Annotated in this window: 30 protein-coding genes and 1 pseudogene; 19 read left to right on the top strand and 12 right to left on the bottom strand. The window is 62.0% G+C overall.

Annotated elements, in window-relative coordinates; all coding sequences use genetic code 11:
* Positions 1-294 precede the first annotated feature (294 nt).
* From EFD55_RS12075 to EFD55_RS12045, 7 genes are all read left to right on the top strand, one after another.
* A complete protein-coding gene (locus EFD55_RS12075; RefSeq protein ID WP_125845278.1) occupies positions 295-2385 on the top strand; it encodes a phospholipase D-like domain-containing protein in 2091 nt (696 codons plus the stop codon).
* 118 nt (positions 2386-2503) lie between these two features.
* Positions 2504-3208 carry a CerR family C-terminal domain-containing protein gene (locus EFD55_RS12070; protein WP_125845277.1) on the top strand — a complete coding sequence of 235 codons (705 nt, stop codon included), beginning with the start codon at positions 2504-2506 and terminating at the stop codon, positions 3206-3208.
* Positions 3205-4218, top strand: coding sequence for a secretion protein HlyD (gene hlyD / locus EFD55_RS12065; protein WP_125845276.1), 1014 nt, complete (start codon positions 3205-3207; stop codon positions 4216-4218). Before EFD55_RS12070 ends, hlyD begins: the two co-directional genes overlap by 4 nt.
* Positions 4215-5972: an ATP-binding cassette domain-containing protein gene (locus EFD55_RS12060; protein WP_125845275.1), complete on the top strand. Its 1758-nt coding sequence runs from the start codon at positions 4215-4217 to the stop codon at positions 5970-5972. The genes hlyD and EFD55_RS12060 overlap by 4 nt, the downstream gene beginning before the upstream one ends.
* Complete coding sequence (locus EFD55_RS12055) at positions 5969-7096, top strand: ABC transporter permease (RefSeq protein ID WP_125845274.1); 1128 nt, start codon at positions 5969-5971, stop codon at positions 7094-7096. Before EFD55_RS12060 ends, EFD55_RS12055 begins: the two co-directional genes overlap by 4 nt.
* A gap of 1 nt (position 7097) precedes the next feature.
* On the top strand, positions 7098-8207 hold the full coding sequence (locus tag EFD55_RS12050; protein WP_125845273.1) for an ABC transporter permease: 1110 nt from the start codon (positions 7098-7100) through the stop codon (positions 8205-8207).
* A gap of 130 nt (positions 8208-8337) precedes the next feature.
* Positions 8338-8733, top strand: a complete 396-nt coding sequence (locus EFD55_RS12045) for a DUF1236 domain-containing protein (RefSeq protein WP_125845272.1) — start codon at positions 8338-8340, stop codon at positions 8731-8733.
* A 115-nt stretch (positions 8734-8848) separates the two neighbouring features.
* Here EFD55_RS12045 and plsY read toward each other — a convergent pair whose 3' ends face one another.
* From plsY to EFD55_RS12020, 5 genes are all read right to left on the bottom strand, one after another.
* Entirely contained in the window at positions 8849-9532 is a 684-nt protein-coding gene (plsY, locus tag EFD55_RS12040) for a glycerol-3-phosphate 1-O-acyltransferase PlsY (protein WP_125845271.1), read from the bottom strand.
* A gap of 124 nt (positions 9533-9656) precedes the next feature.
* Positions 9657-10700 (bottom strand): Gfo/Idh/MocA family protein, encoded by a 1044-nt coding sequence (locus EFD55_RS12035; protein WP_125845270.1) that lies wholly within the window; start codon positions 10698-10700, stop codon positions 9657-9659.
* Positions 10701-10709: 9 nt separating this feature from the next.
* Positions 10710-11495 carry a ThuA domain-containing protein gene (locus tag EFD55_RS12030; protein ID WP_125845269.1) on the bottom strand — a complete coding sequence of 262 codons (786 nt, stop codon included), beginning with the start codon at positions 11493-11495 and terminating at the stop codon, positions 10710-10712.
* A 193-nt stretch (positions 11496-11688) separates the two neighbouring features.
* The gene (locus tag EFD55_RS12025; protein WP_125845268.1) at positions 11689-12030 is read right to left on the bottom strand and encodes a DMT family transporter; all 342 of its coding nucleotides are present in this window, start codon (positions 12028-12030) and stop codon (positions 11689-11691) included.
* Positions 12031-12047: 17 nt separating this feature from the next.
* Positions 12048-12611: a TetR/AcrR family transcriptional regulator gene (locus tag EFD55_RS12020; RefSeq protein WP_125845267.1), complete on the bottom strand. Its 564-nt coding sequence runs from the start codon at positions 12609-12611 to the stop codon at positions 12048-12050.
* A gap of 164 nt (positions 12612-12775) precedes the next feature.
* On the opposite strand from EFD55_RS12020, the gene EFD55_RS12015 reads away from it, so the two are divergent.
* Together EFD55_RS12015 and EFD55_RS12010 are read left to right on the top strand one after the other, a co-directional pair.
* Entirely contained in the window at positions 12776-13165 is a 390-nt protein-coding gene (locus EFD55_RS12015) for a group II truncated hemoglobin (RefSeq protein ID WP_125845266.1), read from the top strand.
* A 3-nt stretch (positions 13166-13168) separates the two neighbouring features.
* The gene (locus tag EFD55_RS12010; RefSeq protein ID WP_125845265.1) at positions 13169-13540 is read left to right on the top strand and encodes a DUF423 domain-containing protein; all 372 of its coding nucleotides are present in this window, start codon (positions 13169-13171) and stop codon (positions 13538-13540) included.
* Positions 13541-13876: 336 nt separating this feature from the next.
* Here EFD55_RS12010 and hmuQ read toward each other — a convergent pair whose 3' ends face one another.
* The 5 genes and pseudogenes from hmuQ to EFD55_RS11985 all read right to left on the bottom strand — a co-directional run bounded on the left by hmuQ (position 13877) and on the right by EFD55_RS11985 (position 16764).
* Positions 13877-14191: a heme-degrading protein HmuQ gene (hmuQ, locus tag EFD55_RS12005; protein WP_125845264.1), complete on the bottom strand. Its 315-nt coding sequence runs from the start codon at positions 14189-14191 to the stop codon at positions 13877-13879.
* Between the two features lie 9 nt (positions 14192-14200).
* Entirely contained in the window at positions 14201-14464 is a 264-nt protein-coding gene (locus EFD55_RS12000) for a hypothetical protein (RefSeq protein WP_125845263.1), read from the bottom strand.
* The gene (locus EFD55_RS11995) at positions 14461-14868 is read right to left on the bottom strand and encodes a DUF2325 domain-containing protein (protein ID WP_125845262.1); all 408 of its coding nucleotides are present in this window, start codon (positions 14866-14868) and stop codon (positions 14461-14463) included. Before EFD55_RS11995 ends, EFD55_RS12000 begins: the two co-directional genes overlap by 4 nt.
* Before the next feature lie 107 nt (positions 14869-14975).
* Positions 14976-16286 (bottom strand): energy transducer TonB family protein, encoded by a 1311-nt coding sequence (locus tag EFD55_RS11990; RefSeq protein ID WP_125845261.1) that lies wholly within the window; start codon positions 16284-16286, stop codon positions 14976-14978.
* A gap of 59 nt (positions 16287-16345) precedes the next feature.
* Positions 16346-16764, bottom strand: a pseudogene (locus tag EFD55_RS11985) (hypothetical protein).
* 148 nt (positions 16765-16912) lie between these two features.
* Between EFD55_RS11985 and hemP the strand changes: the two are divergent.
* From hemP to EFD55_RS11950, 7 genes are all read left to right on the top strand, one after another.
* Positions 16913-17095, top strand: a complete 183-nt coding sequence (gene hemP / locus EFD55_RS11980; RefSeq protein WP_125845260.1) for a hemin uptake protein HemP — start codon at positions 16913-16915, stop codon at positions 17093-17095.
* Between the two features lie 8 nt (positions 17096-17103).
* Positions 17104-18153, top strand: coding sequence for a hemin-degrading factor (locus tag EFD55_RS11975; protein WP_125845259.1), 1050 nt, complete (start codon positions 17104-17106; stop codon positions 18151-18153).
* Between the two features lie 11 nt (positions 18154-18164).
* Positions 18165-19094 (top strand): heme/hemin ABC transporter substrate-binding protein, encoded by a 930-nt coding sequence (locus EFD55_RS11970; protein WP_125845258.1) that lies wholly within the window; start codon positions 18165-18167, stop codon positions 19092-19094.
* 2 nt (positions 19095-19096) lie between these two features.
* Positions 19097-20209 carry a FecCD family ABC transporter permease gene (locus EFD55_RS11965; protein WP_125845257.1) on the top strand — a complete coding sequence of 371 codons (1113 nt, stop codon included), beginning with the start codon at positions 19097-19099 and terminating at the stop codon, positions 20207-20209.
* Positions 20210-20218: 9 nt separating this feature from the next.
* Complete coding sequence (locus EFD55_RS11960) at positions 20219-21013, top strand: heme ABC transporter ATP-binding protein (RefSeq protein WP_125845256.1); 795 nt, start codon at positions 20219-20221, stop codon at positions 21011-21013.
* Positions 21014-21161: 148 nt separating this feature from the next.
* Entirely contained in the window at positions 21162-21506 is a 345-nt protein-coding gene (locus EFD55_RS11955; RefSeq protein WP_125845255.1) for a glycine zipper domain-containing protein, read from the top strand.
* 9 nt (positions 21507-21515) lie between these two features.
* Positions 21516-21917: a hypothetical protein gene (locus EFD55_RS11950; RefSeq protein WP_125845254.1), complete on the top strand. Its 402-nt coding sequence runs from the start codon at positions 21516-21518 to the stop codon at positions 21915-21917.
* Positions 21918-22172: 255 nt separating this feature from the next.
* Here EFD55_RS11950 and EFD55_RS11945 read toward each other — a convergent pair whose 3' ends face one another.
* Both EFD55_RS11945 and EFD55_RS11940 read right to left on the bottom strand, forming a co-directional pair.
* Positions 22173-22730, bottom strand: a complete 558-nt coding sequence (locus EFD55_RS11945; protein ID WP_125845253.1) for an RNA polymerase sigma factor — start codon at positions 22728-22730, stop codon at positions 22173-22175.
* A 10-nt stretch (positions 22731-22740) separates the two neighbouring features.
* The gene (locus EFD55_RS11940) at positions 22741-22947 is read right to left on the bottom strand and encodes a NepR family anti-sigma factor (protein WP_125845252.1); all 207 of its coding nucleotides are present in this window, start codon (positions 22945-22947) and stop codon (positions 22741-22743) included.
* 266 nt (positions 22948-23213) lie between these two features.
* On the opposite strand from EFD55_RS11940, the gene EFD55_RS11935 reads away from it, so the two are divergent.
* The 3 genes from EFD55_RS11935 to EFD55_RS11925 all read left to right on the top strand — a co-directional run bounded on the left by EFD55_RS11935 (position 23214) and on the right by EFD55_RS11925 (position 26968).
* On the top strand, positions 23214-24008 hold the full coding sequence (locus EFD55_RS11935; RefSeq protein ID WP_125845251.1) for a response regulator: 795 nt from the start codon (positions 23214-23216) through the stop codon (positions 24006-24008).
* 191 nt (positions 24009-24199) lie between these two features.
* Positions 24200-25195, top strand: a complete 996-nt coding sequence (locus EFD55_RS11930; protein ID WP_183736705.1) for a sensor histidine kinase — start codon at positions 24200-24202, stop codon at positions 25193-25195.
* A 411-nt stretch (positions 25196-25606) separates the two neighbouring features.
* Positions 25607-26968 (top strand): NAD(P)-dependent oxidoreductase, encoded by a 1362-nt coding sequence (locus tag EFD55_RS11925; protein WP_125845250.1) that lies wholly within the window; start codon positions 25607-25609, stop codon positions 26966-26968.
* Positions 26969-26980 lie beyond the last annotated feature (12 nt).

The following is a 26980-nucleotide window of genomic DNA, read 5'->3' as shown; positions in this document are numbered from 1 at the left end:
AACCCTGAGAGGTCCGTCGCCACGGGCCTCTTTGCCTTGTCTTCCATCTCCATCAAGCCACCGGGCGGCCGATCTCCGCCAAGCCGCGTGAAATCACGCACTGGCGGTGACCGATGTCACGTTACTTTAGTATCGTCCGCCTATATGTATTGAGAGACGCGCAACCGACGATAGAGTTTGGTCGAGGCCAGCATGCCCGCAAGGCAATTGCCGCCCGCAACGACGGCATGACCGCGCATGAAAGCCTCACGGCGCACGCAATCATGATCAGGCATCAACAAATGGGAGGCGTGCATGGGAAGGATTACCAAGGCAGGCGCATGGTGCAATGGCGAGGTCGCCTACCTCGCCTGGACGGCTGACGGCCCGATTGCCGATTGTCTCGGCTTCATGATTACCCGCGTGCACGAAACCGGACCGGAAGTCGGCGCCCGGCGCATTCTTCCGACCTGGATCGCCTTTACGGACCAGTCGAATCCCGACTGGCTGGAGCAGGACAGCTCGGTCTGGCCGATCCAGCAATATCAGTGGCGCGACTTGACACTGCGTCGCTTCCGTGACGAGGCGAAAGTCCGGCCGATCGATTTCAGGATCCACTACGAAATCACGCCGGTCGGGCTTGCAGGCCCCGGCCGCGCGCAGGTTCCCGCCTCCGACACCGCCCCTTATCGCGACGAAAACGGCAAGCCGCGTTACGAGGGGGCACAGCGGCCGCTTTTCATTCTCGACGAACCCTTCAAGACCGAGAGCATCGACGTCACCCATGATTTCCCCAGCGGTGGCGCCATCAAGGCGACCTATACCAACGGCATCCTCTCGACGCAGAACCTGGTGCGCCAGCTGGAAAAGGTCCAGGGCGCAAAACCGAAGAACGTCGCGCCCGGTCCGGCGACGCGCATGACCGAAGGCCTGCTGAAAACTCTGAAGGCGCACATCCCCGAAAAGAATGATCCGATTCGCCTGTTCCTGACCGCCGATGTGCTGAGCTTCCTGACGACGCTGATCGATCGCGCCGAGAAGGGAAACGGCGAACTTTATCTCGCGCTCTATGAATTGCACGATCCTGAATTGATCGAGCGGCTGACGGCGCTCGTCAAGACAGGCAAGGCGCATGTGATCCTCTCCACCTCAGGCTCGACCGATCTCAACAAGGACGGCGACCCGTCGCCGAGGAAACCTGTTGTCTGGGACACCGGCAATCACGACGCCCGCGTCGGCCTTCATGCCGCAGCACCCTCGGCAGAGCGCGTGCAGGACCGCCTCTTCAACAACAACAGCCATATCGGCCACAATAAATTCGCCGTCTATGTCGAAGGCGGCGTCGCCCGCACGGTCATGACCGGCAGCACCAACTGGACCGAAACCGGCCTCTGCACCCAGTCGAACAATGTCATCCTGATCGAAGACGAGAATGTCGCGGCTCGTTTTCTCGCCTATTGGAAGCTTTTGCGGGACGATCCGCAGCCGGTGAGCGTTCCCTTGACCGTTTCCAACCACGGCGAGACCGCCGAGGGCTTTGCGCCGAGCAAGGGCGTGCAGGGCGCGGTGCTGCGCCAGGCCAACGCCGAGCCCACCGGTCCGGTGACGCTGGAGGATGGAAAAACGACTGTCGAAATCCTGTTTTCGCCCAATACCAAGGCGCCGACCAAGAACAAGACCTCGCCGACGCCTGTCGATTTGAGCCGCGTCTATTCGCTGATGGAACATGCCGACAGCGCCATCCTGTTTCTGACCTTCTATCCCGGCGTGCGCGGCGAGCAGAATGTCATCGGCCAGGCGGCGGAGGCCGCCGCCAAGCGGCCGGATCTGCTGATCCAGGGCGCGATCAGCAATCCGGCAGCCCTGCCGCCGGCAAAACCCGGTGAACCCACAACCTATACGCGGCCCGACGGCACTTCCAGGGATCTGCCAGAGCGGGCGATCTGGTGGCCGGGCGGCGATGCCGGCCGCATCGTCATGGTGCGGGCAGCGGCAATCAGTGCCCAGTTCGGCGATCTCCGTCCAGAATTGCTGAGCGCCGGCCATGCAATCATCCATGACAAGATCATCGTCATCGATCCGCTCCACCCCGACAATTGCACCGTCATCACCGGCAGCCACAATCTCGGTTACAAAGCCTCTTACCAGAACGACGAGAACCTGCTGATCGTCCGCGGCAACCAGTCGCTCGCCGTCGCCTATGCGATCCATATTCTCGACGTCTACGACCACTATGTCCTGCGCGCCAAGCTGCAGGAGGAGCTGCGCCAGTCGCTGATTAAGACAGGCCTGCCGCCGAAGGCGGATTCGGGTGGTGGCTTCCTCAACACCAAGGCCAGCTGGCAGGGCCGGTGGTTTGCGCCCGCCCAAGGCCCGTCGAGCCGGAATTATTTCCTCGGCATCTGAGCTGCAGCATCAGCCGCTTGAAGAGAGGGCATCCAGACGATGGATGCCCTCTCTATGCTCTCGCAGCATAATATATCAATCGATTGACTGATTTTGCATTTGATGTTATAAAACTGTCATGACCCAGGAACATAACAACCAGACACCGCCAGCCTCCGCCCGCGCCGAAGCCGCGCGCCAGAAGATGCTGAGCGCCGCCCTCGACGTCTTCGGACGCTATGGCTTCGACGGTGCCTCGACACGCCAGCTGACCGAAGCCGCCGGCGTCAACCTCCAGGCGATCCCTTATTATTTCGGCAGCAAGGAAGGCCTCTACATCGCCGCCGCCGAATATCTGATGCTGCAGGTCGACACGCATATCAGCGGCATGAGGATGCGCATCGGCACACATCTCATGGCGCTCGACAGGGCCGGCGAACCGCTCGATGGGACGCAGGCGCGCCTCTTCCTCACCGAAATCCTGCAGACCATGGTGACGCTTTTCGTCGCCAAGGAATCCGAATCCTGGGCGCGCTTTCTGATCCGCGAGCAGATGGAACCGACCGAGGCCTTCCAGCGGGTCTATCAGGGCATGATGCGGCCGATGATCGAGATGGGCCGGCGGCTGATCGGCGCCATCCTCGACGAAGATCCCGCTTCGGAACATGTGCGCCTGCGCGCCTTCAACCTTATCGGCAGCATTCTCGTCTTCCGCTTTGCCCGGGCGGCCGTTCTCGCCCAGATGGAATGGGACACCTTCGGCCCGAAACAGGTGGAAATATTGCGCGGCCTTGCCGCCGAACTGGTCGATGTCATCGGGCCGTCGAAAGGCGGTGCGGCATGAAACGCACCCTTCCCCTCGCCGTCCTTCTCCTCGTTGCGGCAGGTGCCGCCGCCTGGTGGTATGGCCTACCCGAAAAGCTCGGCTGGCTGCCCGAGACCCGCCGCGAATTCGTCCTTTACGGCAATGTCGATATCCGCCAGGTCTCGCTCGGCTTTCGCGTCAGCGGCCGCCTCTCCGAACTCCGCGTCGACGAGGGCGATGTGGTCAAGAGCGGAACGGTCCTGGCGAAGCTCGATGCCGCACCCTATGAATTCGCCGTCCGCTCCGGCGAGGCCAATGCGGCGGCCCTTCGGGCGACGCTCGACAAGCTGAAGGCCGGCCCGCGCCCGACCGAGATCGCCCAGGCGCGCGCCGCCTATGACGAAAGCCTCGCCGATCTGCAGAATGCCAACCTCGCCTATGACCGCGCCCGTCAGCTTCGTCCGCAGGGCACGATATCAGAGGCAAGCCTGGATCAGGCGACCGCCGCAAAGGCGATGGCCGCCGCGCGCTCCCAGTCCGCCAACGAGGCGCTGAAGCTGCTTGAGGAGGGTTCGCGCGTCGAGGATATCGCAGCCGCCGATGCGCAGGTGAAGGCAGCCGAAGCGACGCTCGCCTCGGCCCGCACCTCGCTCGCCGACACGGAACTGCGTGCGCCGAACGACGGCGTCATCCTCTCGCGTGTGCGGGAAAACGGCGCGATCGTCTCGCCGGCCGATACCGTCTTCGTGCTGTCCCTGACCGAGCCCGTCTGGGTGCGCAGCTATGTCGCCGAACCCGACCTCGGCCGCATTCATCCCGGCATAAAGGTTTCCGTCGCCTCCGATACGGCGCCCGACAAGCCCTATGAAGGCACGATCGGCTTCATCTCGCCGGTTGCCGAATTCACCCCGAAATCGGTGGAGACACCGGAACTCCGGACCGACCTCGTCTATCGCCTCCGGATCGTCATCGACAAACCCGGCCCGGACCTGCGCCAGGGCATGCCGGTCACAGTGCATCTGTCCGCGCCGACGGCAGGCGGACGATGAGCACGGCCGAAACCACCCCCCAGACAGGTTGGGACGACAGGCCGCTCGTCCGGATCGACGGCGTCACCAAGCGATTCGGCGATGCGCCCGCAGCACTCGACGCCGTCTCGGGCACGATCGGCGGCGGTGCAATCACCGGCCTTGTCGGCCCTGATGGCGCCGGCAAGACGACGCTGATCCGCCTGATGACCGGCCTGATGCTGCCCGACACCGGAACGGTTGAGGTTCTGGGCTTCGACACCAGGAAGAATGCCGCCGGCATCCAGGCGGCGATCGGCTACATGCCGCAGCGCTTCGGCCTCTATGAGGACCTCTCTGTGCAGGAAAACCTCGATCTCTATGCCGATCTGCGCGGCCTGCCGAAGAGCGAACGCGCGGCCGCCTTCGACGAACTGCTGACCTTCACCGACCTTAAACGCTTCACCGGGCGCCTGGCCGGCAAACTTTCCGGCGGCATGAAACAGAAGCTCGGCCTTGCCTGCGCGCTTCTGAAAAAGCCGCGCCTGCTGCTGCTCGACGAGCCGGGCGTCGGCGTCGATCCGATCTCGCGCCGCGATCTCTGGAAGATGGTCGAGAACCTGACCCGGGAAGGCATCGGCGTGCTCTGGTCGACCGCCTATCTGGACGAAGCGGAAGCCTGCGACCACGTTCTCCTGCTCAACCAGGGAAAGCTGCTCTTCTCGGGAAAACCGGAGGAGATGACGGAGCGCGTCAACGACCGGGTCTTCAGGGTATCCGGCGTCACCGGTCGCCGCCGCCAGGTGCTTGCCGAACTCCTTGAGGCCGACGGCGTCATCGACGGCGTGATCCAGGGCGAGGCGATCCGCCTCGTCGCAGCCAGGGACAAGAAGCCTGACGTTGCCAAAGCCGGTGACGGCGCGGCACTTGCCCCTGCCCCGCCCCGCTTCGAGGACGCCTTCGTCGACATGCTGGGTGGCGGCCCCGGCGGCCGTTCCAGGCTTGCCGAGGCGCAGGCGCCTCTGAAGGCCGAGGGCGACCGGCCGGTGATCGAAGCCAAGGGCCTGACCAAGCGCTTCGGCGATTTCACCGCCGCCGACGACATCAGCTTCGATATCCGCCGCGGCGAGATCTTCGGCCTGCTCGGCCCGAACGGCGCCGGCAAGTCCACCACCTTCAAGATGCTCTGCGGCCTGTTGAAGCCGACCGGCGGCGAAGGCCGCGTCGCGGGTTTCGACCTGCGCCGCGATGCCGCCGAAGCCCGCAACCAGCTCGGCTACATGGCGCAGAAATTCTCGCTCTATGGCGACCTCACCGTCATGCAGAACCTCGAATTCTTCGCCGGCGTCTATGGACTTCGTGGGCAGCGCAAGCGCGAGCGCATCGAACTGATGGCCGGCATCTTCGATTTCGGCCACCACGCCCGCAAGCCCGCCAAGGATCTGCCGCTCGGCCTCAAGCAGCGACTGGCGCTTGCCTGCGCTGTCATGCACGAGCCGCGCGCCCTCTTCCTGGACGAGCCGACATCAGGCGTCGATCCGATCACCCGCCGCGAATTCTGGACGCATATCAACGCGCTTGTGGAAAAAGGCGTCACCGTGCTCGTCACCACCCACTTCATGGACGAGGCGGAATATTGCGACCGCATCTCGCTGATCTATCGCGGCCGCTCGATCGCGCTGGGTTCTCCAGACAAGCTGAAAGCCCGGGTCGCGACCAAGGAGCAGCCGGACCCGACGATGGAGGATGCCTTCATCGCGCTCGTCCAGCAATCGGAAGCGGAGGATGCCGCATGAGCGCCTCCTCCAACCGATTGCGGCGTCTTTCAGCCCTGGTGCGCAAGGAAAGCTTTCAGGCGATCCGCGATCCGAGCAGCATCCTCATCGCCTTCGTGCTGCCGCTGATCCTGCTCTTTCTCTTCGGCTACGGCGTCTCGCTCGATACGACCCGCACCCGCATCGGCCTTGTCACCGAGGAGATGACGCCGCTGACGCAGGACCTCGCGGCCAGTTTCCAGGCCTCGCGTTATTTCGACGTGGTGATCGGCCGCGACCGGCGCCTGTTCGAGGAAGATCTGGTGCTCGGCAAGGTACGCGGCATCGTCGTCATTTCCGCCGATTTCACCACCCGCTACACAGCCGGCAACAGTCCCTCTCTCCAGGTGATCGTCGACGGCTCCGACCCGAACACGGCGAATTTCGTGCAGAACTATGCCCAAGGCGCCGTTGCCAACTGGGAGCAGCAGAGGCAGGCTGATGTCGCCTCCCATAGCCCGGCCATCTCGGTCGAGCAGCGCTTCTGGTTCAATCCGGAGCTCACCAGCCGCAATTTCCTCGTGCCCGGCTCGATCGCCATCGTCATGACCCTGGTCGGCACGCTCCTGACCTCACTCGTCGTCGCCCGGGAGTGGGAGCGCGGCACCATGGAAGCGATGATGGCGACGCCGGTGACGGCGGTCGAACTGCTTGCCGGCAAGATCCTGCCCTATTTCCTGCTCGGCCTCACCTCGATGACGCTTTGCGTGCTGCTTGCGGTCTTTCTCTTCGGCGTGCCGTTCCGCGGCTCCGTCGCGGCCCTTTACGCCTTGTCGGCCGCCTTCCTGATCCCGGCGCTCGGCCAGGGTCTGCTGATCTCGACGGCAACGAAGAACCAGTTCCTCGCCTCGCAACTGGCGCTGATCTCTGCCTTCCTGCCGGCCTTCCTGCTGTCGGGCTTTCTTTTCGAGATCAATTCCATGCCCACCGTCATCCAGTGGATCACCTTCATCGTGCCGGCGCGTTACCTGATCCCCAGCCTGCAGACGGTGTTCCTCGCCGGCGACATCTGGCCGATGTTCGGACGGGCCATCTCCGTCATGCTGACGATCGGCGCCATCATGTTCGTGCTTGCCGCCCGCAGCACCAGAAAAAGGATCGGCTGAGATGTGGACGAGGCTCTACGCCCTGATCGTCAAGGAACTGCTCGCCGTGCTGCGCGACCCCAAGGGCCGCGCCATCCTAATCGGGCCGCCGATCGTCCAGCTTCTCGTCTTCTCCTATGCCGCAACGCTCGAAGTGCGCAATGTCGACGTCATGATCCTCAACCGCGACAGCGGCCATTGGGGCCAGGAACTGATCCAGCGCATCGACGGCTCGCCGACCTTTCGCAACATCGAGATCGCGGCCAGTCAGGCGGAAGTCCAAGTGGCGATCGATAACCAGACCGTCATTGCCGCGGTCGAGATCAGCCCGGATTTCTCGCGCAATATCGAAGCGGGAACGCCGGCCGACCTGCAGATCGTGCTCGACGGCCGCCGCTCCAACGCCTCGCAGATCGTCGCGGGCTATCTCTCGCAGATCGGCAGCACGCTTGCCGCCGAGACGCCGGCAGGCAAGCGCGCCGGCGCCGGCATGGTGTCCTCCGTGCCGCGCAACTGGTTCAATACGAACCTCACCTACCAATGGTTCATGGTGCCGAACCTCATCGCCAGCATCGCGCTGCTGATCGGCCTGATCGTGACGGCTCTGTCGATCGCCCGAGAGCGCGAACTCGGCACCTTCGACCAGTTGATGGTCTCGCCGCTGCGCATGCACGAAATCCTGATCGGCAAGCTGATCCCGCCGATGATGATCGGCCTCTTCCACATCACCGTCTATATCCTGGCCGCCGTCTTCCTCTTCGAGGTGCCGTTGCGCGGCTCGCTCTTCCTGCTTTACGGCAGTGCGATCTTCTATCTGGGCTCGGTCGCCGGCCTTGGCCTCTTCATCTCGGCGCTGTCGATGACGCAGCAGCAGGCGATCCTCGGCGCCTTCCTGTTCATGGTCCCGGCCATGCTGCTCTCGGGCTTTGCGACGCCGATCGAGAACATGCCGGGATGGCTGCAGCCGATAACCCTCATCAACCCGCTGCGTTATTTTCTTGTGATCGTCAAAGGCGTTTTCTTGAAGGATATCCCCTTGAGCGAGGTGGTAAACCAGACAATCCCCCTGGCGCTGATCGCCGCCGTCACGCTCACCGCCGCCGCCTGGCTCTTCCGCCAGCGGATGGAATAAGGCCTTCCGACCCATGCTTTGGCCGCCTCACATAATGTGAACCGGGCTTCCAAAGCGTGACTCTCTCCTGCCGGAACCTCGGACTGGCGTGGTCGTTACCCAAACGCAACCCCAGTAAAGGAGAAGCAAAATGTACAAGATCCTACTTGTCTCCAGCGCCCTTGCGCTGTCGTCGCTTGCATCAAATGCGCTCGCTGACGGAGCCGTAACGGGTGCAGCCGGTGGCGCCATCACCGGCGCGATCGTCGGTGGTCCTGTGGGTGCTGCCATTGGCGGTGTGGCCGGCGGTGTCGCCGGTGCCGTTATCGATCCGCCGCCGCGCGAAGTCGTGACCTATGTCCAGCAGCAGCCGGCCCCGACCGCCTCCGTGGTTGTCCAGGAACCAATTGTCGTCGGCAAGCCGCTTCCGGCTGATGTCGTTGTGACGCCGGTCCCCGACAACCCGAAATATGCCTATACGGTCATCAACAACCGCCATGTGATCGTCGAACCTCGCACGCACCGCGTCGTGCAGGTGATTGAATAATCAACCCGCCGAGGCCGCCTGCTGCGGCCCGGCCACCTCCGGCCCCGCCTCGGCGGGGCCTTTTTCGTGCGCTTGCGCCAGCGTGCTGGCAATCTCTAGAGGTCCGAGCGCGCTATTAAATTTGGGAACCCGTTTTCGATGCCGGGCTACTTTGACCTAAGCGTGGTTCTATCCCTGCTAGCAGCCGCTGAATATTGGCACGATGGCGCACAATTAAATAAAGACCGCCGGCAATCACCAGAAACCGATAAGGTAACGATTGTTCCGTACTGCAGATGAGGATGATCGCAGTCAACGCCGCCAGCATCGAACTAAGCGAAACAATCCGAAACGCAGCCAGCCCTATGCCAAAAGCTGTCGCCGCACCTAGACCAACTGGCCAGGATACTGCAAGCAACACGCCCAGCCCCGTCGCAGCGGATTTGCCACCGGTAAAACTCAACCAAATCGAACGGCCGTGACCTAACAATACGGCAAGCCCTGCGACGCAAGCGACCCAAGGGGTCCAAGTCGTCAAATCAAGCGCTGTCGGTTGTGCGTCATGCCACCGTGCATAGGACCAAGGATAAAACCAGCGAGCAAAGACAACGGCGGCCGCACCCTTCAGCACATCCACCAGCAGCACGACCAACGCAGGCCATTTTCCCAGGGTTCGCAACACATTCGTTGCGCCCGTGGATTTGGAGCCATGCACCCTGATATCGATGCCCTTGAGCAGCTTTCCCGCCAGATAGCCCGTGGGGATGGAACCGATGAGATAAGCGATCGCCAATCCAAGCACATCCGCCATCCAAATCATGGGAGCCACCTCGCCGTTCAAAGAAAGCCGCCCACGACATCAGTGCCGCAGGCGGTTCAACATCGTCATACTTTACTTCCGCATGCCAGCTAGGAGCGGAGGCTTCGTTGTCTGAAACGCCGGATCAAACCTTCAGTTCGCGCCGCTCGCGCTCGGTCTCCATGGCAAGATCGAGCACCTTCTGCAGGTTGGCGGCGTGGCGGAAGTTCGGGTCGGGCTGGATGCCGCTTGCCACCGCCTCGGCGAAGCGCTGGTAATTGGTCGGCACCGGTGGCACCTCGATGTCCTTCCAGGTGGCGGTCTCGGCATCGTCGCCGAGGCAGCCGCGCAGTTCGGAGCCGTCCGGACGATGGATGACTTCGAGGCTGCCCCGTTCCCCATAGATGCGCAGCTTCAGCTCGTTCAAATGGCCCGTCGCCCAGCGGCTGGCATGGATGACGCCGAGGGCGCCGTTGGCGAAATCGACCGACATGGTGAAGCTGTCATTGGCGTCGAGCATATATTCGCCGATCTGGCCGCCCGGCGCCTTGTTGAAGGTCTTCAGCCGCGCAAAGACATGATCGATGTCGGTCGCGGCACCATAGGCGGCGAAATCGAGAATGTGGATGCCGATGTCGCCGAGCACGCCGTTCGAGCCGTGGCCGGTGGAAAGCCGCCACAGCCAGGTCGATTCCGTGCGCCAATCGCCCCAGGCACGCGAAACGAGCCAGCTCTGGAGATAGGAGGCTTCGACATGCTTGATCGTGCCGAGCTCGCCCGCGAGCACCATCTCGCGGGCACGCTGCAGCGGCGCGACATTGCGATAGGTGAGGTTCACCATATTGATGACGCCTGCCTTTTCGGCCGCTTCCGTCATCTCAAGCGCCTTCGGATAGTTTTCCGCCAGCGGCTTCTCGCAGAGCACATGTTTGCCGGCGGCGATCAGCGCCATCGTCGTCGGGTGATGAATGCGATCGGGCGTGATGTTGGTCGCCGCATCGAACTCGCCCCAGGCGATCGCCTCATCCAGGGAAAGAAACCGCTTTTCGACGTTGAACTTGTCGGCGAAGGCGGAAAGCCGATCGGCATCGGTATCGACGGCGCCGACCACCGTCACGCCGTCGATTTTGCTGAAGTGGGTGAGCTGGTTTTTCGCCATCACGCCCGTGCCAAGAACGAGTAGTCGCATGAATGCTCCTCAGCGGTAACCGGCTTCGCCGGTCTGGTGCAGTTTCGGGCCGCGTTCGACGATCGGCTCCAGTGCCTTTTCTACCGGCACATTTGGAGCGTCGGTGATGCCAGTCAACGACCCCTGCGGGTTATAGGCCCACTTCACGCCGTTGATCAGCACCTTCTGGACATTGCCGTCGTGATAGGTCGGATAGGTCTCGTGGCCGGGACGGAAATAGAAGATGTTGCCGGCGCCGCGACGCCAGGTCAGACCCGAGCGGAACACTTCACCGCCCTGGAACCAGGAGATGAACACCGTTTCGAGCGGCTCCGGTACGGAAAACTGCTCGCCGTACATTTCCTCGTTCTCGAGCTCGAAATGCTCGCCGATGCCGGCGGCGATCGGATGGCGCTGGTTGATCGTCCACAGACGCTCGCGCTCGCCCGCCTCGCGCCATTTCAACGCACAGGGCGTGCCCATCAGCCGCTTGAAGATCTTGGAGAAATGGCCGGAATGCAGGACGAGGAGGCCCATGCCTTCCCAGACGCGCTTGGCGACACGCTCGACGACGATGTCGGATACCGCGCCATGGTCCTTGTGGCCCCACCAGGTGAGCACGTCGGTTTCGGCAAGGCGGGCTTCGCTGAGGCCGTGTTCCGGTTCCTGCAGCGTCGCCGTTGTCGCGGAGATGTCGGGGTCGGTATTCAGCGCATTGGCGATCGTGGTGTGCATGCCCTCGGGATAGATGCCTCGAACGATTTCATTGGTATTCTCGTGGATATTCTCTCCCCAGACGACGGTGCGTATGGCCATGATGCGTGCTCCTCTGGAAGCTGGAAGTATCGATAGGCGGGAAAGCAGGATTCAAAGCGCTTTGGAAGATGGCGCTAGCTGCGCCTCGTCTCCTCCACGTCAGAGGAACTCATAGACCTTTGTCAGGAATTTGACAAAGGGGAAATTTCTCCGGCGGCAGCCAGAAGAATTTCCCTGCAATATCCATGCAAAATCAATGAGAAACGGACTTCGAGAACAGGTTGACCACGACAACGCCCGATATGATCAGTCCGAGACCGACGATTGCCGGCAGGTCGAGGCGCTGCTTGAAGAAGATCAGCCCTACCGACGAAATCAGCACGATTCCCAAAGCGCTCCAAATGGCGTAGGCGATGCCGACGGGAATGCTCTTCAGCGTCAGCGACAGGCAATAAAAGGCTGCCGCATAGCAGGCGACGACGAGTGCCGTCGGCCCGATGCGGGTGAACTGCTGGGACAATTGCAGTGCGGTCGTGCCGATGACCTCAAGCACGATGGCTGCGACGAGCAGCCCATAAATGGCGGCCTGGCTCATGGCGAATTCCCTTCCGATCACTTCCCGGTCAGCTCGACAAGGCGATTGATGAGATCCCGCCTCAGAGCATCGTTGATATCATGGCTTTCCAACGTATCTGCGAACCACAGCCCATCGGCGGCGAAACGCACGATCTGCGCATCGAGCGAAGAGTCGGTGCCGACATATTCCTCCGCCCGCGCCTGCACCCATTGGCGCCAACGCAGACGCAGCCGTGGTTCGGCAAGAAGGGCGATCGTCACCTGCGTCCAGCTCCTGGAATCGTCGGGACGATCCTTGAGGCCGGACACCGCCCTGAGATAGGCGCGGGTGAAGCGTCCGTGCGGCAACGGATCGCCGCGCATCAGCTCCTCCATATCGGCGTCGAACTTTTCAAGCAGGCTCTCGAACAAGGCATCGAGCAGCGCATTCTTCGTCGGGAAGTGATGCAGCAGCCCGCCTTTGCTGACGCTTGAGGCGGCGGAGACCGCATCGAGCGTGACGGCGGCCATGCCATCGCTGGCCACAAGGCGCGCGGCGACCTCCAGCAATTGCTGGCGCACGAGAGCGGGTTGTTTCTTGCGGTGATGAGCGTTCGACATGTCAAATAAAGATACCGTCCGGACGGTTTTGTCAAGGAGAATCGATTGGAATCCCTGCAGCGCCGGGATTATGCGCGAAATGCCGCGGCATCTTGATGACAGTTGCGATCGTTTTCCCAGAGGTGCATGAAGAGGCGGGGATAGATGTATTCAGGGATGGTTTCGTGACGGAGAAAGTCACCACACTCTACGAGGCGATCGGCGGCGATCCCATCGTGCGGGCTCTGACGCACCGCTTCTACGAATTGATGGACAGGCTGCCGGAAGCGAAAAACGTGCGTGCCGTGCACCCGCCAAGCCTTGAGGGCAGCGAAGAGAAATTCTACGAATATATGAGCGGCTATCTCGGCGGCCCGCCGCTCTATACCGACAAGCGCGGCCATCCGCGCCTGCGCAGCCGTCATTTCGTCGCCGAGATCGGCCCTGTCGAGCGCGACGAATGGCTGCTCTGCTTCCGCCGCGCCCTGGACGAAACCATATCAAGTCAGGCATTGCGGGATCTCATCTGGGCGCCGGTCGAACGGCTCGCCCATCACATGCAGAACAAGGAATGACCGATGCGCCTCAACGACCGTTTCGTGCCGCTGTTTTACCTGTTGTCAGGTCTGTTCGGTTTTGCCGGCGTGGCGCTCGCGGCAGCGGCCGCGCATGGTGGTGGCGATGCCCACTTGCTCGCTTCGGCATCGGCCATGTGCCTGGCGCACGCGCCTGCCCTGCTGGCATTGGCGTTCGGTATTGATAAAATCAAAACCGCCTGGCTGGCCGGTTTATTGATCGGCATCGGCACGCTGCTCTTTTCAGCCGATCTCGTCTCGCTGCGTTTTGCCGGTTCCGGCCTGTTCCCGATGGCCGCCCCGACCGGCGGCTTCGCCATGATGTTTGGCTGGCTGGCCGTTGCCGCCGGGGCTGTCTTTCGTGTCAGGCCTTGAGAGCCCTACCTCTCTTCCCTCATTCCGTTGTCTGCCACAGGAATGAGTGAGCAAACAGCAACTTCGCACGATCTCACTAGCTCCGGCCAAGGAGAGGGAGCAAAGCGCCGTTGCGAATCTCTTCTACCCAGCGGGGAGAAGTGCCGGAGCGATAGCGAGGCGATGAGGGGGTGAGCGGCAAAGCTGCGAATGCACTGAGCGTGAGCGAAGGGCAACAATGAACGGCGTGCCGTGTGCCCCCTCATCCGACCCTTCGGGCCACCTTCTCCCCGCTGGGGAGAAGAGGGAGCAAGCCTCACTTGTCCTTCATCCTCAACAGAAGAGCAAAAAGGGCAATCAAATGCCATCAACCACATTGAAACCTTCGAAAACCGGCGGGCCCTTGTACATCGCCTTGCGGTCGCCGGCATTGCGGTGCGCCGCGCGAAAATTCTCGGACTTCGTCCAGTTCTGAAAATCCTCTTCGCTGCTCCAGACCGTGTGCGAGGAATAGAGCGTATAGCCTTCCTCCTCGTTGACCTTGCCGCACAGCAATCGGAATTCGACGAAACCCGGCACCTCGGCCAGGCTGGAATCGCGATTGCGCCAGACCGTCTCGAAATCGCCCTCGGTCCCGGTCACAACCTTGAAGCGGTTCATTGCGATATACATGAAATCTCCTTACGCCTTCCTCCTGGCCGCACGCGAGGGAAAGGCAAGAATATTATTGCCGTTTGCTGCCGCCGGGCCAAGCGGTCTTGTTGCGGCTTCTCCGGGCATGCGCGCTTCCCAGGTCGGGAACAGCGTCACATTCGGGTAGATCCGCTGGCGGTCGGCATGCTGCCGGAAAAGTTCGTAGAGCTCGGGCACGAGGCCCTCGCCTGTCTGCGCGGCAAGCTTGTGCAGGCCGATCATGGTGAAGCCGTCGGGGCGCTGGTCGTTCATCGGGCATTGTCTCGTTCGTTCATCGTCTGCAGCGCACGCTCCAGGCTGGATTTGCTGCCGTTTCGAAGCGGGATGAAGGCCTTGCTGAACTTCTTGCAGCCGGTCTTCACACGCAGGCAGGCATCGTGGCTGATACAGTCGATCGGGCAGAATACGCAGTCGACCGAGGGAAGCAACGTATCGATGCGCGAAACCGCTTCGCGCAGGCCACCGTCGTGATGAATGAGCTCGGCGCCGAAATTGCTGGCGATCTGGCGAAGATGCGCCACCTGGCAGTCACGGCCGCCGACATAGAGGAAACTGCGGCCGTCCAGTTTGGACCGCCCGAGGGATAGCTGGCCAGCCTCCTCACCCGCGCTGTCGCGGACCTCCCGGTTCGAACCCTTCTTGCCCTTGCGAGCCATATGCCACCCGTTCGCTCGTTGATCGTCACACGATTCCTGCGTGTGCGAGCGGACCTTATTAAACTTGATTTTTGGAGTAAAGTATAAAGTTGATTATTTTTATCATCTTATTCGATCGCGATCGGCAGGGAGGTAAAATTCCGTCCATTTCCACCGGGCGTTGGACCGAATGGCGCTGCGCGCCGGACCGCGTTGACGGCAAGCTGATCGATTTCGGGAACGCCGGATCCGTTGACGACGCGAACGGACGTCAGGCCACCGCTGCCATTCACGGAAAACGTGACGACCACAGTTCCCTTGACCCCGCGGGGACTTCTGATCGCACGGCGAATGCGGCTGCGGACCTTCCCGTCGTAATTGGCAAAGGCTGCAGTTCCGATTCCATCATTGTTGCCGGCGGTGCGCGAATTGCGATCGGATTGAGCCGACCGGTCACCCTCGGCAACACCGCGCTCGGAATCCTGCTGCGCCTCGCCCTGCGAACCCGAGGCTTTTTTCGGCGGACGCTTCTTTTCAACCGGTTTCGGCTTTTCCTGCACCACCGCTTTTGGCTTCGGCATCGGCGTCACGAATTCCTGCAGCATGTCCGGCTCTGGCTGGACCTCTGCCGTCTCGACGAGACTCACCTCTTCGGGCTCGACTGCGGCGACAGGCTGAACTTCCGGGGGAATTTCATCAGCGGGCTTCCGCTCCTCCGGAACGACCGTCGACATCGGCTGCGCGACGGCAGTCTCGGCAGGCATTTCGGAAACCAGAACCTCCGGTTCGACGGCCGCCATGGTTTCCGGCGAAACGCGCGTCACGTCGGGAGCCGGAGCCTGCCGTATCGGATCCTGCGTCTCGACCGGCGGAACCTCGGTCGGTTGAACGGCTTCCGGTTGAATGCTGGCCGTTTCGGTCGGCTGGATCACATCCGGCTCGACAGCCTCCGGAATGATCTCTTCCTGCACGGTCACCTCGGTCTCGCCGACGGCAGTCTGGTCGACGTCGGAGTTGCCATACATGACAACGCTTACGGCATCGCCGGCTTCCTCGATCGCCTCCTCGCGCATGTTCGGGAGGGCATTGAGCAACACTACAGCAAATGCCGCGTGAAAAATCAGCGAGCAAAAGCAGGTCAGCGCCACCCGTCGCCGCACCGGCTGCTTGTCGTCTTCCTGCTTTTCCACCGCCGCATCCATCGGCGGCGCGGAAACCGAAACAACAGGTGCAGTTTCCGGATGGTCGGGAAAGGAGGATATCTGCGAAAAACGCGCGTAGTGGATCACCGTTTCGCCGGCCGGCTGCCGCTGCGCGTTGCGCAACTCGGAAAGCTCGTGGCCGGGATGCATGCCGGGAATATTATCGTTCAGACTGCTGCCGGCGTCCGCCTCCCCGATGAGCACCTGTCTCGATCCGGACTTCGCTGAAATCGCCATTGTTGATGCCTCGGACAGCCTGAAACATGTCTGCCGGGGTTCGTCCCCCCGGCGTCTTCTTAGCCCTCAAAGGGAACGGATATCTGCGAGCGGGTGACGAGACCCTTCATGCATTCACCGGCTGCCGGCCCGTCGCAGACCGGCGTGTCGTTGATGAGGATGCGGGTCACGCTCTCGCATTTGACATTCGGCATGTCGAACTGGCGCACACGCTTCTTGCCCTGCGGCAGATCGCGGAAGTCGAGAACGGTGATGCGGTCAACGGCATTCCTGTCGTTGAAGAAGGCGAGCTCGAAGGAGATCTTGTTGATGGCCGCGGGAAGGTTGTTGAGCGCCACAAAGGTCATCATGCAGCCCTTCTGCGAGGGTGCCAAAGTTCGACATCGAGAGACGTGGCGAATGCCGCCTCCTGCGCCTGGCACACGCTCGCAACAGCCATCACCAAGCCGGCCGCAACAGCCGCAAACCTAACCGCCATAACCTTCTCCGCATCGTCGCGATATCAGCAATCTTAAAACATGACTGTATTAGTCTCCTATTGCGTCTTTAAAAAACTATGAGTAAGAAAGTCAAGTTAATTGCAACCGCAACCGGGAAACCCCGGCCTCACGGAATTGCCAGCCGAAATGATGGTTGAAAAGCCAGATACCTTTAAGCATGCACCACTGCCGGGGGAGCCGGCGGCGCAACACCGGATCGTCGAAAGCGTGGATCTTTTCCGCGGCACGAACGAAATCATGATTCGACACGACGGGCTGGTTTACCGCCTGAAAATCACCCGCCAGGGCAAGCTCATTCTCAATAAGTAGGGTATGATATGACCGAACAAAAAAGACCGGCACCGGCCGAAATCCGTGCGTTTCGCGCCGAGAATCCGAAGATGCGCGAGCGCGATATCGCCGCCCAGCTGAAGATTTCCGAGGCAGCCCTCGTCGCCGCCGAAACCGGCATCAGCGTGACCCGCATCGACGGCAGCGCGTTGAAGCTTCTCGAGCGCGTGGAACGCCTCGGCGAAGTCATGGCGCTGTCGCGCAACGAAAGCGCCGTGCACGAAAAGATCGGTGTCTTCGAAAACATCAAGAGCGGCGCGCAGGCCGCGATCGTCCTCGGCGAGAACATCGACCTGCGCATCTTCCCAAGCCGCTGGGAGCATGGCTTCGCCGTCTCCAAAAAGGATGGCGACCAGGCGCGCCTCAGCCTGCAATATTTCGACAAGGCAGGTAACGCCGTGCACAAAGTGCACCTGCGCCCGAATTCGAATGTCGAGGCCTATCACGCGATCGTCGCCGAGCTGAAGCTCGAAGATCAGTCGCAGGAATTCCTCGAGGCCGAGACCTCGAATACCGCAGACGAGACCACCGACGTCAACCGCGACGAGTTGCGCGACAATTGGAGCAAGCTCACCGATACGCACGAATTCTTCGGCATGCTGAAGCGCCTGAAAATCGGCCGCCAGGCGGCCGTGCGCAGCGTCGGAGACGACTATGCCTGGAAGCTCGATAACACGGCGACCGCTGAGATGATGCATGCCTCGGTAAAATCCGGCATGCCGATCATGTGCTTCGTTGCCAATAACGGCATCGTCCAGATCCATTCCGGTCCGATCTTCAACGTGCAGTCGATGGGGCCGTGGATCAACATCATGGATCCGACCTTCCACCTGCATCTGCGCCGGGATCACATCGCCGAGACCTGGGCCGTGCGCAAGCCGACCAAGGACGGCCACGTCACCTCGCTGGAGGCCTACAATGCCGACGGCGAGATGATCATCCAATTCTTCGGCAAGCGGCAGGAAGGCTCCGACGAGCGCGCCGAGTGGCGCGAGATCATGGAAAACCTGCCGCGAGCAGCAAGCGTGGCCGCATAAGGATCGCAACGATGACCACGCGTAACAATCTGCGCCGGATCCGCCCGTGGGAACTGGCCCTGACGGCTGTTGTCATGGCGCTGCCGCTCATCCCGACGGCGCCGGCGGGCAAAAGCTTCGCCTTCATCCAGGCCGCCCATGCCGAGGAGAAAAGGTTCGACACGACGCGCCTCGTTTCGGTCGGCGGCGACGTCACCGAGATCATCTATGCGCTCGGCGAGGAAGGCCGGCTGATCGCCCGCGACACCACGAGCACCTATCCGCAGGCGGCACAGAAGCTGCCTGATGTCGGTTACATGCGCGCGCTTTCGCCGGAAGGCATCCTCGCCATGAACCCGACAGCGATCATCGCCGTCGAAGGTTCCGGTCCGCAGGAGGCGCTAACTGTGCTGAAGAACGCCAGCGTGCCCTTCGAGACCGTGCCGAGCCCCTTCACCCGTGACGGCATCATCGCCAAGATCGACCGCGTCGGCGCGCTGCTCGGCGTGCCCGGCAAGGCAAAGGCGCTCGAAGAAAAGGTGGCAGTCGATCTCGACGCGGCGATCGCCGATGCCGAAAAGCGCCCGGAGGCCGAGCGCAAGCGCGTTCTCTTCATCCTCAGCGCCCAGAACGGCCGGATCATGGCATCAGGCACCGGCACGGCAGCCGACGGCGTCATCAAGCTTGCCGGCGCCGTCAACGCCGTCGGCGCATTTCCCGGCTATAAGCCCCTGACGGACGAAGCGATCATCGAAGCCAAGCCCGACCTCATCCTGATGATGGACCGCGGCGACGGCGCCGGTGCCAGGAACGAGGACCTGCTGGCGCAGCCGGCGATCGCGCTGACACCGGCTGGCGAGAAGAAAGCGATCATCCGGATGGACGGCATCTACCTGCTCGGCTTCGGCCCGCGCACCGCAGCCGCCGTGCGTGACCTGAACACGGCGATCTACGGGGGCTGATCATGGCCCTGCCGCAGGCCATGCCGGGGCGAAAGCGACACTTCCCGATGGCAGACATGCGTGAAAACAGGCAGGCGGGCGACAGGACGCAGCTCGCCTTGCTGGCGATCGCCCTTCTCGTCGCCGGCTCGGTCTTCTCGCTGCTGTTTTCGGTGACGACGGGCGCCTCCGATGCCTCGATCCTCGACGTCATCGCCAATATGGCCGGTTCGGAGACGGCGCTCAGCGCCCGTGACCGGATCATCATCTTCGACATCCGCCTGCCCCGCACCATCCTCGGTTTTCTGATCGGCGCGTCGCTTGCCGTCTCCGGCACGGTGATGCAGGGCCTGTTCCGCAACCCGCTGGCCGACCCCGGCCTTGTCGGCGTTTCCTCCGGGGCAAGCTTCGGCGCGGTCGCCATGATCGTGCTCGGCAGCGGCCTTGCAGCCCCGCTCGTGGCACTTTTCGGCATCTACGCTTTGCCGGTGGCCGCCTTCGCGGGCGGCCTTGTCACAACGCTGCTGCTTTACAGGATCGCCACCCGCCACGGCCAGACCTCGGTGGCGACGATGCTGCTTGCCGGTATCGCGCTCGGCGCGCTTACCCTCGCCATGACCGGGTTGTTGATCACCATGGCAAACGACCAGCAGCTGCGCGACCTTACCTTCTGGAGCATGGGCTCGCTTGCCGGCGCCACATGGATGAAGATCGCCGCCGCTGGGCCGATCATCCTCCTGTCCTTCACCGCCCTGCCCTTCATGGCCCGCGGCCTCAACGCCATCACGCTCGGCGAAGCTGCTGCGTTTCATATGGGCGTGCCGGTGCAGCGGCTGAAGAATGTCGCGATCGTCGGTGTCGCCGCAGCGACCGGCGCCTCCGTCGCCGTCAGCGGCGGCATCGGCTTCGTCGGCATCGTCGTGCCGCATATCCTGCGCATGGCGATCGGTCCGGATCACCGTTTCCTGCTGCCGGCCGCAGCCCTTCTCGGCGGCTCGATGCTGATTTTCGCCGATGTGCTGGCCCGCATCCTGGTCGCCCCGGCCGAGCTGCCGATCGGCATCATCACCGCCGCGGTCGGCGGACCGTTCTTCCTGTGGATCCTGCTACGGCAGCGTTCGCGCCTCGCCCTGTGAGCGACTGAAATGATCGAAGTGTCCGGCGTCTCAGTGCGCCTTTCCGGCAAAGCCATCGTCAGCGACGTCGCCTTCACGGCAAAAGCCGGCGAGCTGACGGCAATCGCCGGACCGAACGGCTCCGGCAAGACGACGACGATGAAGGCAATATCTGGCGAGCTTGCCTATCAGGGCTCGGTGCGCATCGGCGGCAGCGAGGTGAACGGGCTGAAACCCTGGCAGCTTGCCGCCATTCGCGGCGTGCTGCCGCAGGCAAGCACCATCTCCTTTCCCTTCACCGTGCGCGAGATCGTCCGCATGGGCCTCACATCGGGTCTCAACCTGCATCCCGATAAGGCCGAGCAGACGGCAGCCGCCGCCCTTGCCGCCGTCGACCTGACTGGCTTCGAAGGCCGCTTCTACCAGGAACTGTCAGGCGGCGAGCAGCAGCGCGTGCAGCTTGCCCGCGTGCTCTGCCAGATCGCCGAGCCTGTTGTCGACGGCAAGCCCTGCTGGCTGCTGCTCGACGAACCGGTTTCGAGCCTCGACATCAGCCATCAGCTGACCATCATGTCGCTTGCCCGGAATTTCTGCGAACGGGGCGGCGGCGTCATCGCCGTCATGCACGACCTCAACCTGACGGCACTCTTTGCCGACCACATCGTGCTGATGAAATCCGGCCGCCTTGCCGCCGCCGGCAACGTCGCTGACGTGCTGACCGACGAGACCATGCTCTCGGTGTTCGGTTGCGCGTTGCGCGTCAACCGTGCACCGGCCGACGGCACGCCTTTCGTGCTCGCCCATAGCGCGGTTTCCCAGCTCTGACCGCCGCTCCGGCGGAACTTTTGATCGTCCGGCACGTTTTCGGCAGTGATTTGGATCAATGCCGGGCGGTCTCATACATGCAACGAACGGTCGTGACCCCCGTAGAGAACAGGCGGGCTTGCGCGCGCCCCAGCCAATGGAGACAGCCATGACCTATTCCCTCTTCCATTCCAGCCGCAGCCGCCGCAACGGCACCTTCCACAATCTCGAATCCGGCATCGAAGAGCAGATCGAGGCTTTGCGCGACGAACTCGCGGAATTTACGCACCTCGTTAGCAAGAGCTCGCGCCATCAAGGCGACAAGATCCGTGGCCAGGCAAGCGCCGGCTACGAGGAACTGCTCGGCCGCAGCGAGGATCTGCTGCGCGAATTGCAACAAGGTTATGAGCGCGGTGCGACCGAAATGCGCGCGACCGTGCGCAAGCATCCCTTGGCCACGATCGGCGCGGCAGCCGCTGTCGGCCTCGCCATCGCCTTCCTCGCCCGCCGCTGAGGAAGCGCGATGCTCTTTTCGATCCTCAGCCTGTTGACGGGCGCAAGCGTGCATCGAACCGTTGCGCGCGCCAAGCGCAACGGCATCTTCATCGCGCTTGCCGTGCTCTTCCTCCTCACCGCTTACGCGCTTGGTGTCACCGCCGGCGCCATCTGGCTCGCCGGCATCTACGGCCCGGTCGGCGCCGCCCTCTTCCTTGCCGCCTGCGCGCTGCTGATCGGCATCATCGTGCTGGTGGTGATGGCAGTCATCAACGCCCAGGAGGCGCGGCGCGTCCGTGAACGCCGCGCAGCCCTCGAATCTCTGGCCACCGTCGGCCTCGGCCTCATCCGCGCCCAGCCGCTACTCACCGCCGGCGTCCTGGCAGCCATCGTCGCGGCCAATCTGGTGGGGTCGAAGCGAGAGGATTGATCATTAGGGCTGCACGCAAAGCGACTGCCCCTCACCCTAACCCTCTCCCCGTAAACGGGGCGAGGGCACGTGGCCTACGAGAGGTGAGCGAGGAACGGATAGGTCGCGGCATGTCCCTTCGCCCCGTTTACGGGGAGAAGGTGCCGGCAGGCGGATGAGGGGCGGATACACAATGATATCAATCGCATAATCGCCAACACAAAAAAACCGGCGCCCGCGAGGGGCAAGCCGGCTTTTCTCCCAATCACAATCTTCTCAGAACGCAAAAGCCTTCGACGTCAGCGGCGCAGACGTCGCGTCCGGGCCGAAATCGGCTTCACCTGAAATCTGCAGCAATTCCTGCAGTCTTTGGCGGGCGCGGTTGACGCGGCTTTTGATGGTGCCGACGGCGCAGCCGCAGATTTCGGCTGCTTCCTCGTAAGAAAAGCCCGAGGCTCCGACGAGGATGATCGCTTCGCGCTGGTCCGGCGGCAACTGGTCGAGCGCCTTCTTGAAATCCTGCAGGTCGAGCGCGCCGTATTGCGCGGGATGCATCGCCATCGATTCCGTGAACAGCCCGTCGCTGTCCTGCACCTCGCGGCCGCTCTTGCGCATCTGGCTGTAGAGTTCGTTGCGCAGGATCGTGAAGAGCCAGGCCTTCATGTTGGTGCCCATCTCGAAATGGTCCTGCTTGGCCCAGGCCTTCATGATGGTGTCTTGAACGAGATCGTCGGCGCGGTCGTGTCGGCCGATCAGCGAAATAGCAAAGGCGCGAAGGCTGGGGAGGGCCGCCAGCAATTCCCGCTTGAAGCTGGGTTGCTCTTTTTCATCCATGCGACGAGTCCTATTCGGCCATCTTGGCGGAAGCCATCATCTCGGCATGGTCGAGCTTTTCGAGAAGATCGAGAAAACGGTCGGGGATCGCCTCTTCCTGTACCGCGGCATAGAGCGAGCGCAGCTTCACGCCGATCTGGTTGTTCGGGTCCAGGATGTCGCTTGCCCGCAGCTCCAGCTTCCGCTGATCCGCTGCCTCTTTATTGCGTGTAATCATCAACTCGTCTTCTCACCGTTGTCTTTGCCAGGGGCGCGCATGGAATAATTATGATATCAGCAACCACTAACGCCATCGATACTGAGTGTATTACTATCGATGTCGCTGGCATCTACCGCTGCATGGATCGAAATGCTACGCCCTTTCTATGTCGGCTGGGATAATGCGGCGCGACAAAAAAAGTTCCTGCTGTTCCGGAACTTTTTTATCAAGGCGGCGTTAACCGCTCATTGAAGCCAAGACCGGCCTGCATACGGGAGCCATTTATGACACTTTCTACTCGAATTGCGCCGCACCTTCCTTATCTGCGTCGCTATTCCCGGGCCCTTACCGGCACTCAGACATCGGGCGACGCATATGTCGCTGCCGTTCTTGAAGCCATCATCGCCGATCTGTCTATTTTCCCGGATACGGCGAATGACCGGGTCGCACTCTACAAACTGTTTACACAACTGTTTGGTTCCACCGCCGTCCAGATTCCAGAGCCGACCTCGCCCTATGCCTGGGAGCAGCGCGCCACGCTCAACCTTTCCAAGGTTTCGCCGGGCGCACGCCAGGCCTTCCTGCTCGCCGCCGTGGAGAATTTCCGCGTGGCCGAAATCGCGGAAATCCTGGAACTCGACGAACAGGATGTCATGCGTCTGCTCGACAAGGCCTCGCAGGAAATTTCCCGTCAGGTCGCAACCGATATCATGATCATCGAAGACGAGCCGCTGATCGCCATGGATATCGAGCAGATGGTGGAAAGCCTCGGCCATCGCGTCACCGGCATTGCGCGCACACATGCCGAGGCCGTCGCACTCTACAACAAGACCAAGCCGAGCATGGTGCTGGCCGACATTCAGCTTGCCGACGGCAGCTCCGGTATCGATGCCGTCAACGACATCCTCAAGACGTCGAGCGTGCCGGTGATCTTCATCACTGCTTTCCCGGAACGGCTTCTGACCGGCGAGCGCCCCGAACCGACTTTCCTGGTCACCAAGCCCTTCAATCCCGACATGGTCAAGGCGCTGATCAGTCAGGCTCTTTTCTTCAATGAATCGACCAAGGTAGCCGCCTGAAACGCAATTTTCCGGGCTTCGGAACCAATCACCCAAGCAGGCGTTCCGGTTCTACCGGGACGCGTAGGCCTCTTTAACGGTTTTTGCAGCGCTTTGTTCTAGAGTTGGCAGGCGGTTTCTGGAAGGGCGCTCCCTTCAGCGGCGTTCGAGATGTCACAAGGAAAGGCGGCCGAGTGAATACGACTGAACCGTTGTCCGGCATGCCCCTCGCATTCGAAGGCAAAGCCGCAATGATGGAGCGCGCACTCGGCAGCGCCGGGATTTCCATCCTCTGCCAGGACGCCCGGCTTTCGATCTTCTACGCCGAAAATCTGCCACCGCATTTCGCAGCGCTCTTTGTGCCCGGCGGCAGCGACGCTGCCCTTTTTGGCGATGCCCATGGGCGATATCTGACGGCGCTGAAACATAAGGTGCTGGACACCGGCATCCCCAACAATGCCGAGGTCGAGATCGACGTCGATGGCGAAAGACGCACCTATGAGCTGAAGATCCAGCGCACCGGCGGACGAAGCACCTACGGACTCCTGTCCGTCATGACTGAGATCACCGAAAGCCGGCATCGCGAGAAAGTGCTGAAATCGCTGCTGCGCGAGCTTTCGCACCGTTCGAAGAACCTTCTCGCCATCATCCAGGGCATCGCTACCCAGACGGCGCGCAACACGCTTTCTCTCGACAGCTTCCTCCTCAAGTTCCGCGGACGGCTGCAATCGCTTTCCAACTCGCAGGACCTGATCACGGATTCGAGCTGGCGCGGCGCCTTCCTCTTCGAACTCGCCGAAAAGCAGTTCGCCCCCTATTGGCCTGAAACGGCCGGCTCCATGCCGATCTACGGCATCAATGCCCATCTGACGCCGAATGCCGCCGTGCATCTCGGGCTCGCCCTCCACGAGCTCATCGTCAACTCGGCCTCCTATGGCGCGATATCAGGCGGTGCGGCCTCCATCACGCTGAATTGCCGCCAAGCCATGCTCGGCGACAGGCGGGCGATCGAAGTCGCCTGGGCGGAAGTGCTGCGGGATCAGTTGGAAGTCCACGAATTCAGCGACAACAGCTTCGGCCGCACCGTGCTGGAGCGCGTCGTGCCCTCGTCGGTCAACGGCAAGGCGGAACTCAATCTCGTTCCCGGCCGGATCGAATATCGCCTGACCATTCCGGAAACCGAGTTCGAGATTCTCAAGCGGGCGTGAAGGCCGGCGGAAGAGAAGGCTGAGAACGAAAAACAGCCGGTGCGAGGGCGGCGCACCGGCTGTCTTCACTCACCGGGAGGGGACCGTGAGTACGTCCGGATGGTGGGTTGGGGGCGCGCATGTTGGGTCGATGCGATCACCATCCGGATATCGCAATAACGACGACGCCTTATTTTGGTTCCCTCGCATGGAAAAAAAATTCGACTTTTTTAAATCTTTTTTCCGATGCCTATCCCTCGCCGCATCCTTGGCTATCTCATCGAACCGAACCGGGTAATTTCCCTCTATGAAAACATGGGCTTACATGCCGTACCGCAAGCGCATTTCGTCAAAATTTTACCGTTTGATAAATTTTTAAACCTGAGTTACGCTTCCCCTCACAGGCCGTTTACCAATAATGAGGGAACTTCAATGGAACGACTGGAAACCGGGATTCATGCCGGCCGGCTTTCGTCCGCCGAGTATGAGGCTAATTTTTCCGATCTTCATCCGCGCCTCGATAATCATGAGGCGCTGGTCGCCGCCGATCGCTGTTATTTCTGCTATGACGCGCCGTGCATGACGGCCTGTCCCACCTCGATCGACATTCCGCTCTTCATACGCCAGATTTCGACCGGCAACCCGATCGGCTCGGCAAAGACGATCTTCGATCAGAACATCCTCGGCGGCATGTGCGCCCGCGTCTGTCCCACCGAAGAGCTCTGTGAGCAGGCCTGCGTGCGCAACACCGCCGAAGAGCGCCCGGTCGAGATCGGCCGCCTGCAGCGCTATGCGACGGATGCGGCAATGGCCGCCGACAAGCAGTTCTACCAGCGCGCGGAACCGACCGGCAAGAAGATCGCCGTCGTCGGTGCCGGTCCCGCCGGCCTGGCAGCCGCCCACCGCCTCGCCGTCAAAGGCAATGAGGTGGTGATCTACGACGCCAAGCCGAAGTCGGGCGGCCTCAACGAATATGGCATCGCCACCTACAAAACGGTCGACGATTTCGCGCAGAAGGAGGTCGATTACGTCCTCTCGATCGGCGGTATCGAGGTGAAGCACGGTGAGCAGCTCGGCCGCGATTTCTCCCTCGCCGACCTGCAGGGCCAGTACGATGCCGTCTTCCTCGGCCTCGGCCTCGCCGGCGTCAATGCGCTGCGCGTCGACAATGAAAACCTGCCGGGTGTCGATGATGCGGTCGATTTCATCGCCACCCTGCGCCAGGCCGACAACAAGGGCGACATCGCCGTCGGCCGCCGCGTCGTCGTTCTCGGCGGCGGCATGACGGCCATCGATGCCGCCGTTCAGGCAAAGCTTCTCGGCGCCGAGGAGGTGACGATCTGCTACCGCCGCGGCAAGGAGCATATGAACGCCTCCGAATACGAGCAGGATCTCGCCACCTCCAAAGGCGTCATCATCCGTCATTGGCTGGCCCCGAAATCCATCCTTTCTCAGGATGGCAAGGTCGCTGCGATTGAGGTGGAATATACCGCGCTCGTCGATGGCCGCCTTACCGGCACGGGCGAGACCGGCGTCATCACCGCCGATCATATCCTGAAAGCCATCGGCCAGACCTTCGATGCCTCCAGCCTCGGCGCGCTGCGCATGGAATCCGGCCGTATCGCCGTCGATGCCGAAGGACATACCTCGCTGGACCGCGTCTGGGCCGGCGGCGACTGCGTCTTCGGCGGTGAGGATCTCACGGTTTCCGCCGTCGCCCATGGTCGCGACGCGGCCGAATCCATCCATCGCGCCCTCACCGCAGCCGCCGCTCCGGCTGTCGCGGTTGCCTGAAGGGGAGAATGA

The sequence above is a fragment of the Rhizobium pisi genome (assembly GCF_003938655.1).
GTDB classification, from domain to species: domain Bacteria; phylum Pseudomonadota; class Alphaproteobacteria; order Rhizobiales; family Rhizobiaceae; genus Rhizobium; species Rhizobium pisi.
Note: the sequence above shows the minus strand (reverse complement) of the source record. Positions and strands in the feature narration are given on the sequence as shown.

What these genes read in the sequence shown, in the direction of transcription:
- EFD55_RS11990 (WP_125845261.1), bottom strand. Translation starts at nt 16,286, where the DNA reads ATGGCGATTTCAGCGAAGTCCGGATCGAGACAGGTGCTCATCGGGGAG.
- EFD55_RS12060 (WP_125845275.1), top strand. Translation starts at nt 4,215, where the DNA reads ATGAGCACGGCCGAAACCACCCCCCAGACAGGTTGGGACGACAGGCCG.
- EFD55_RS11960 (WP_125845256.1), top strand. Translation starts at nt 20,219, where the DNA reads ATGATCGAAGTGTCCGGCGTCTCAGTGCGCCTTTCCGGCAAAGCCATC.
- EFD55_RS12025 (WP_125845268.1), bottom strand. Translation starts at nt 12,030, where the DNA reads ATGAGCCAGGCCGCCATTTATGGGCTGCTCGTCGCAGCCATCGTGCTT.
- EFD55_RS11925 (WP_125845250.1), top strand. Translation starts at nt 25,607, where the DNA reads ATGGAACGACTGGAAACCGGGATTCATGCCGGCCGGCTTTCGTCCGCC.
- EFD55_RS12010 (WP_125845265.1), top strand. Translation starts at nt 13,169, where the DNA reads ATGCGCCTCAACGACCGTTTCGTGCCGCTGTTTTACCTGTTGTCAGGT.
- EFD55_RS12075 (WP_125845278.1), top strand. Translation starts at nt 295, where the DNA reads ATGGGAAGGATTACCAAGGCAGGCGCATGGTGCAATGGCGAGGTCGCC.
- EFD55_RS12035 (WP_125845270.1), bottom strand. Translation starts at nt 10,700, where the DNA reads ATGCGACTACTCGTTCTTGGCACGGGCGTGATGGCGAAAAACCAGCTC.
- EFD55_RS12000 (WP_125845263.1), bottom strand. Translation starts at nt 14,464, where the DNA reads ATGAACGACCAGCGCCCCGACGGCTTCACCATGATCGGCCTGCACAAG.
- EFD55_RS11950 (WP_125845254.1), top strand. Translation starts at nt 21,516, where the DNA reads ATGCTCTTTTCGATCCTCAGCCTGTTGACGGGCGCAAGCGTGCATCGA.
- EFD55_RS12050 (WP_125845273.1), top strand. Translation starts at nt 7,098, where the DNA reads ATGTGGACGAGGCTCTACGCCCTGATCGTCAAGGAACTGCTCGCCGTG.
- EFD55_RS12070 (WP_125845277.1), top strand. Translation starts at nt 2,504, where the DNA reads ATGACCCAGGAACATAACAACCAGACACCGCCAGCCTCCGCCCGCGCC.
- EFD55_RS12055 (WP_125845274.1), top strand. Translation starts at nt 5,969, where the DNA reads ATGAGCGCCTCCTCCAACCGATTGCGGCGTCTTTCAGCCCTGGTGCGC.
- EFD55_RS11935 (WP_125845251.1), top strand. Translation starts at nt 23,214, where the DNA reads ATGACACTTTCTACTCGAATTGCGCCGCACCTTCCTTATCTGCGTCGC.
- EFD55_RS12030 (WP_125845269.1), bottom strand. Translation starts at nt 11,495, where the DNA reads ATGGCCATACGCACCGTCGTCTGGGGAGAGAATATCCACGAGAATACC.
- EFD55_RS11955 (WP_125845255.1), top strand. Translation starts at nt 21,162, where the DNA reads ATGACCTATTCCCTCTTCCATTCCAGCCGCAGCCGCCGCAACGGCACC.
- plsY (WP_125845271.1), bottom strand. Translation starts at nt 9,532, where the DNA reads ATGATTTGGATGGCGGATGTGCTTGGATTGGCGATCGCTTATCTCATC.
- EFD55_RS12045 (WP_125845272.1), top strand. Translation starts at nt 8,338, where the DNA reads ATGTACAAGATCCTACTTGTCTCCAGCGCCCTTGCGCTGTCGTCGCTT.
- hmuQ (WP_125845264.1), bottom strand. Translation starts at nt 14,191, where the DNA reads ATGTATATCGCAATGAACCGCTTCAAGGTTGTGACCGGGACCGAGGGC.
- EFD55_RS11995 (WP_125845262.1), bottom strand. Translation starts at nt 14,868, where the DNA reads ATGGCTCGCAAGGGCAAGAAGGGTTCGAACCGGGAGGTCCGCGACAGC.
- hemP (WP_125845260.1), top strand. Translation starts at nt 16,913, where the DNA reads ATGATGGTTGAAAAGCCAGATACCTTTAAGCATGCACCACTGCCGGGG.
- hlyD (WP_125845276.1), top strand. Translation starts at nt 3,205, where the DNA reads ATGAAACGCACCCTTCCCCTCGCCGTCCTTCTCCTCGTTGCGGCAGGT.
- EFD55_RS11965 (WP_125845257.1), top strand. Translation starts at nt 19,097, where the DNA reads ATGGCCCTGCCGCAGGCCATGCCGGGGCGAAAGCGACACTTCCCGATG.
- EFD55_RS11970 (WP_125845258.1), top strand. Translation starts at nt 18,165, where the DNA reads ATGACCACGCGTAACAATCTGCGCCGGATCCGCCCGTGGGAACTGGCC.
- EFD55_RS11940 (WP_125845252.1), bottom strand. Translation starts at nt 22,947, where the DNA reads ATGATTACACGCAATAAAGAGGCAGCGGATCAGCGGAAGCTGGAGCTG.
- EFD55_RS11975 (WP_125845259.1), top strand. Translation starts at nt 17,104, where the DNA reads ATGACCGAACAAAAAAGACCGGCACCGGCCGAAATCCGTGCGTTTCGC.
- EFD55_RS11945 (WP_125845253.1), bottom strand. Translation starts at nt 22,730, where the DNA reads ATGGATGAAAAAGAGCAACCCAGCTTCAAGCGGGAATTGCTGGCGGCC.
- EFD55_RS12020 (WP_125845267.1), bottom strand. Translation starts at nt 12,611, where the DNA reads ATGTCGAACGCTCATCACCGCAAGAAACAACCCGCTCTCGTGCGCCAG.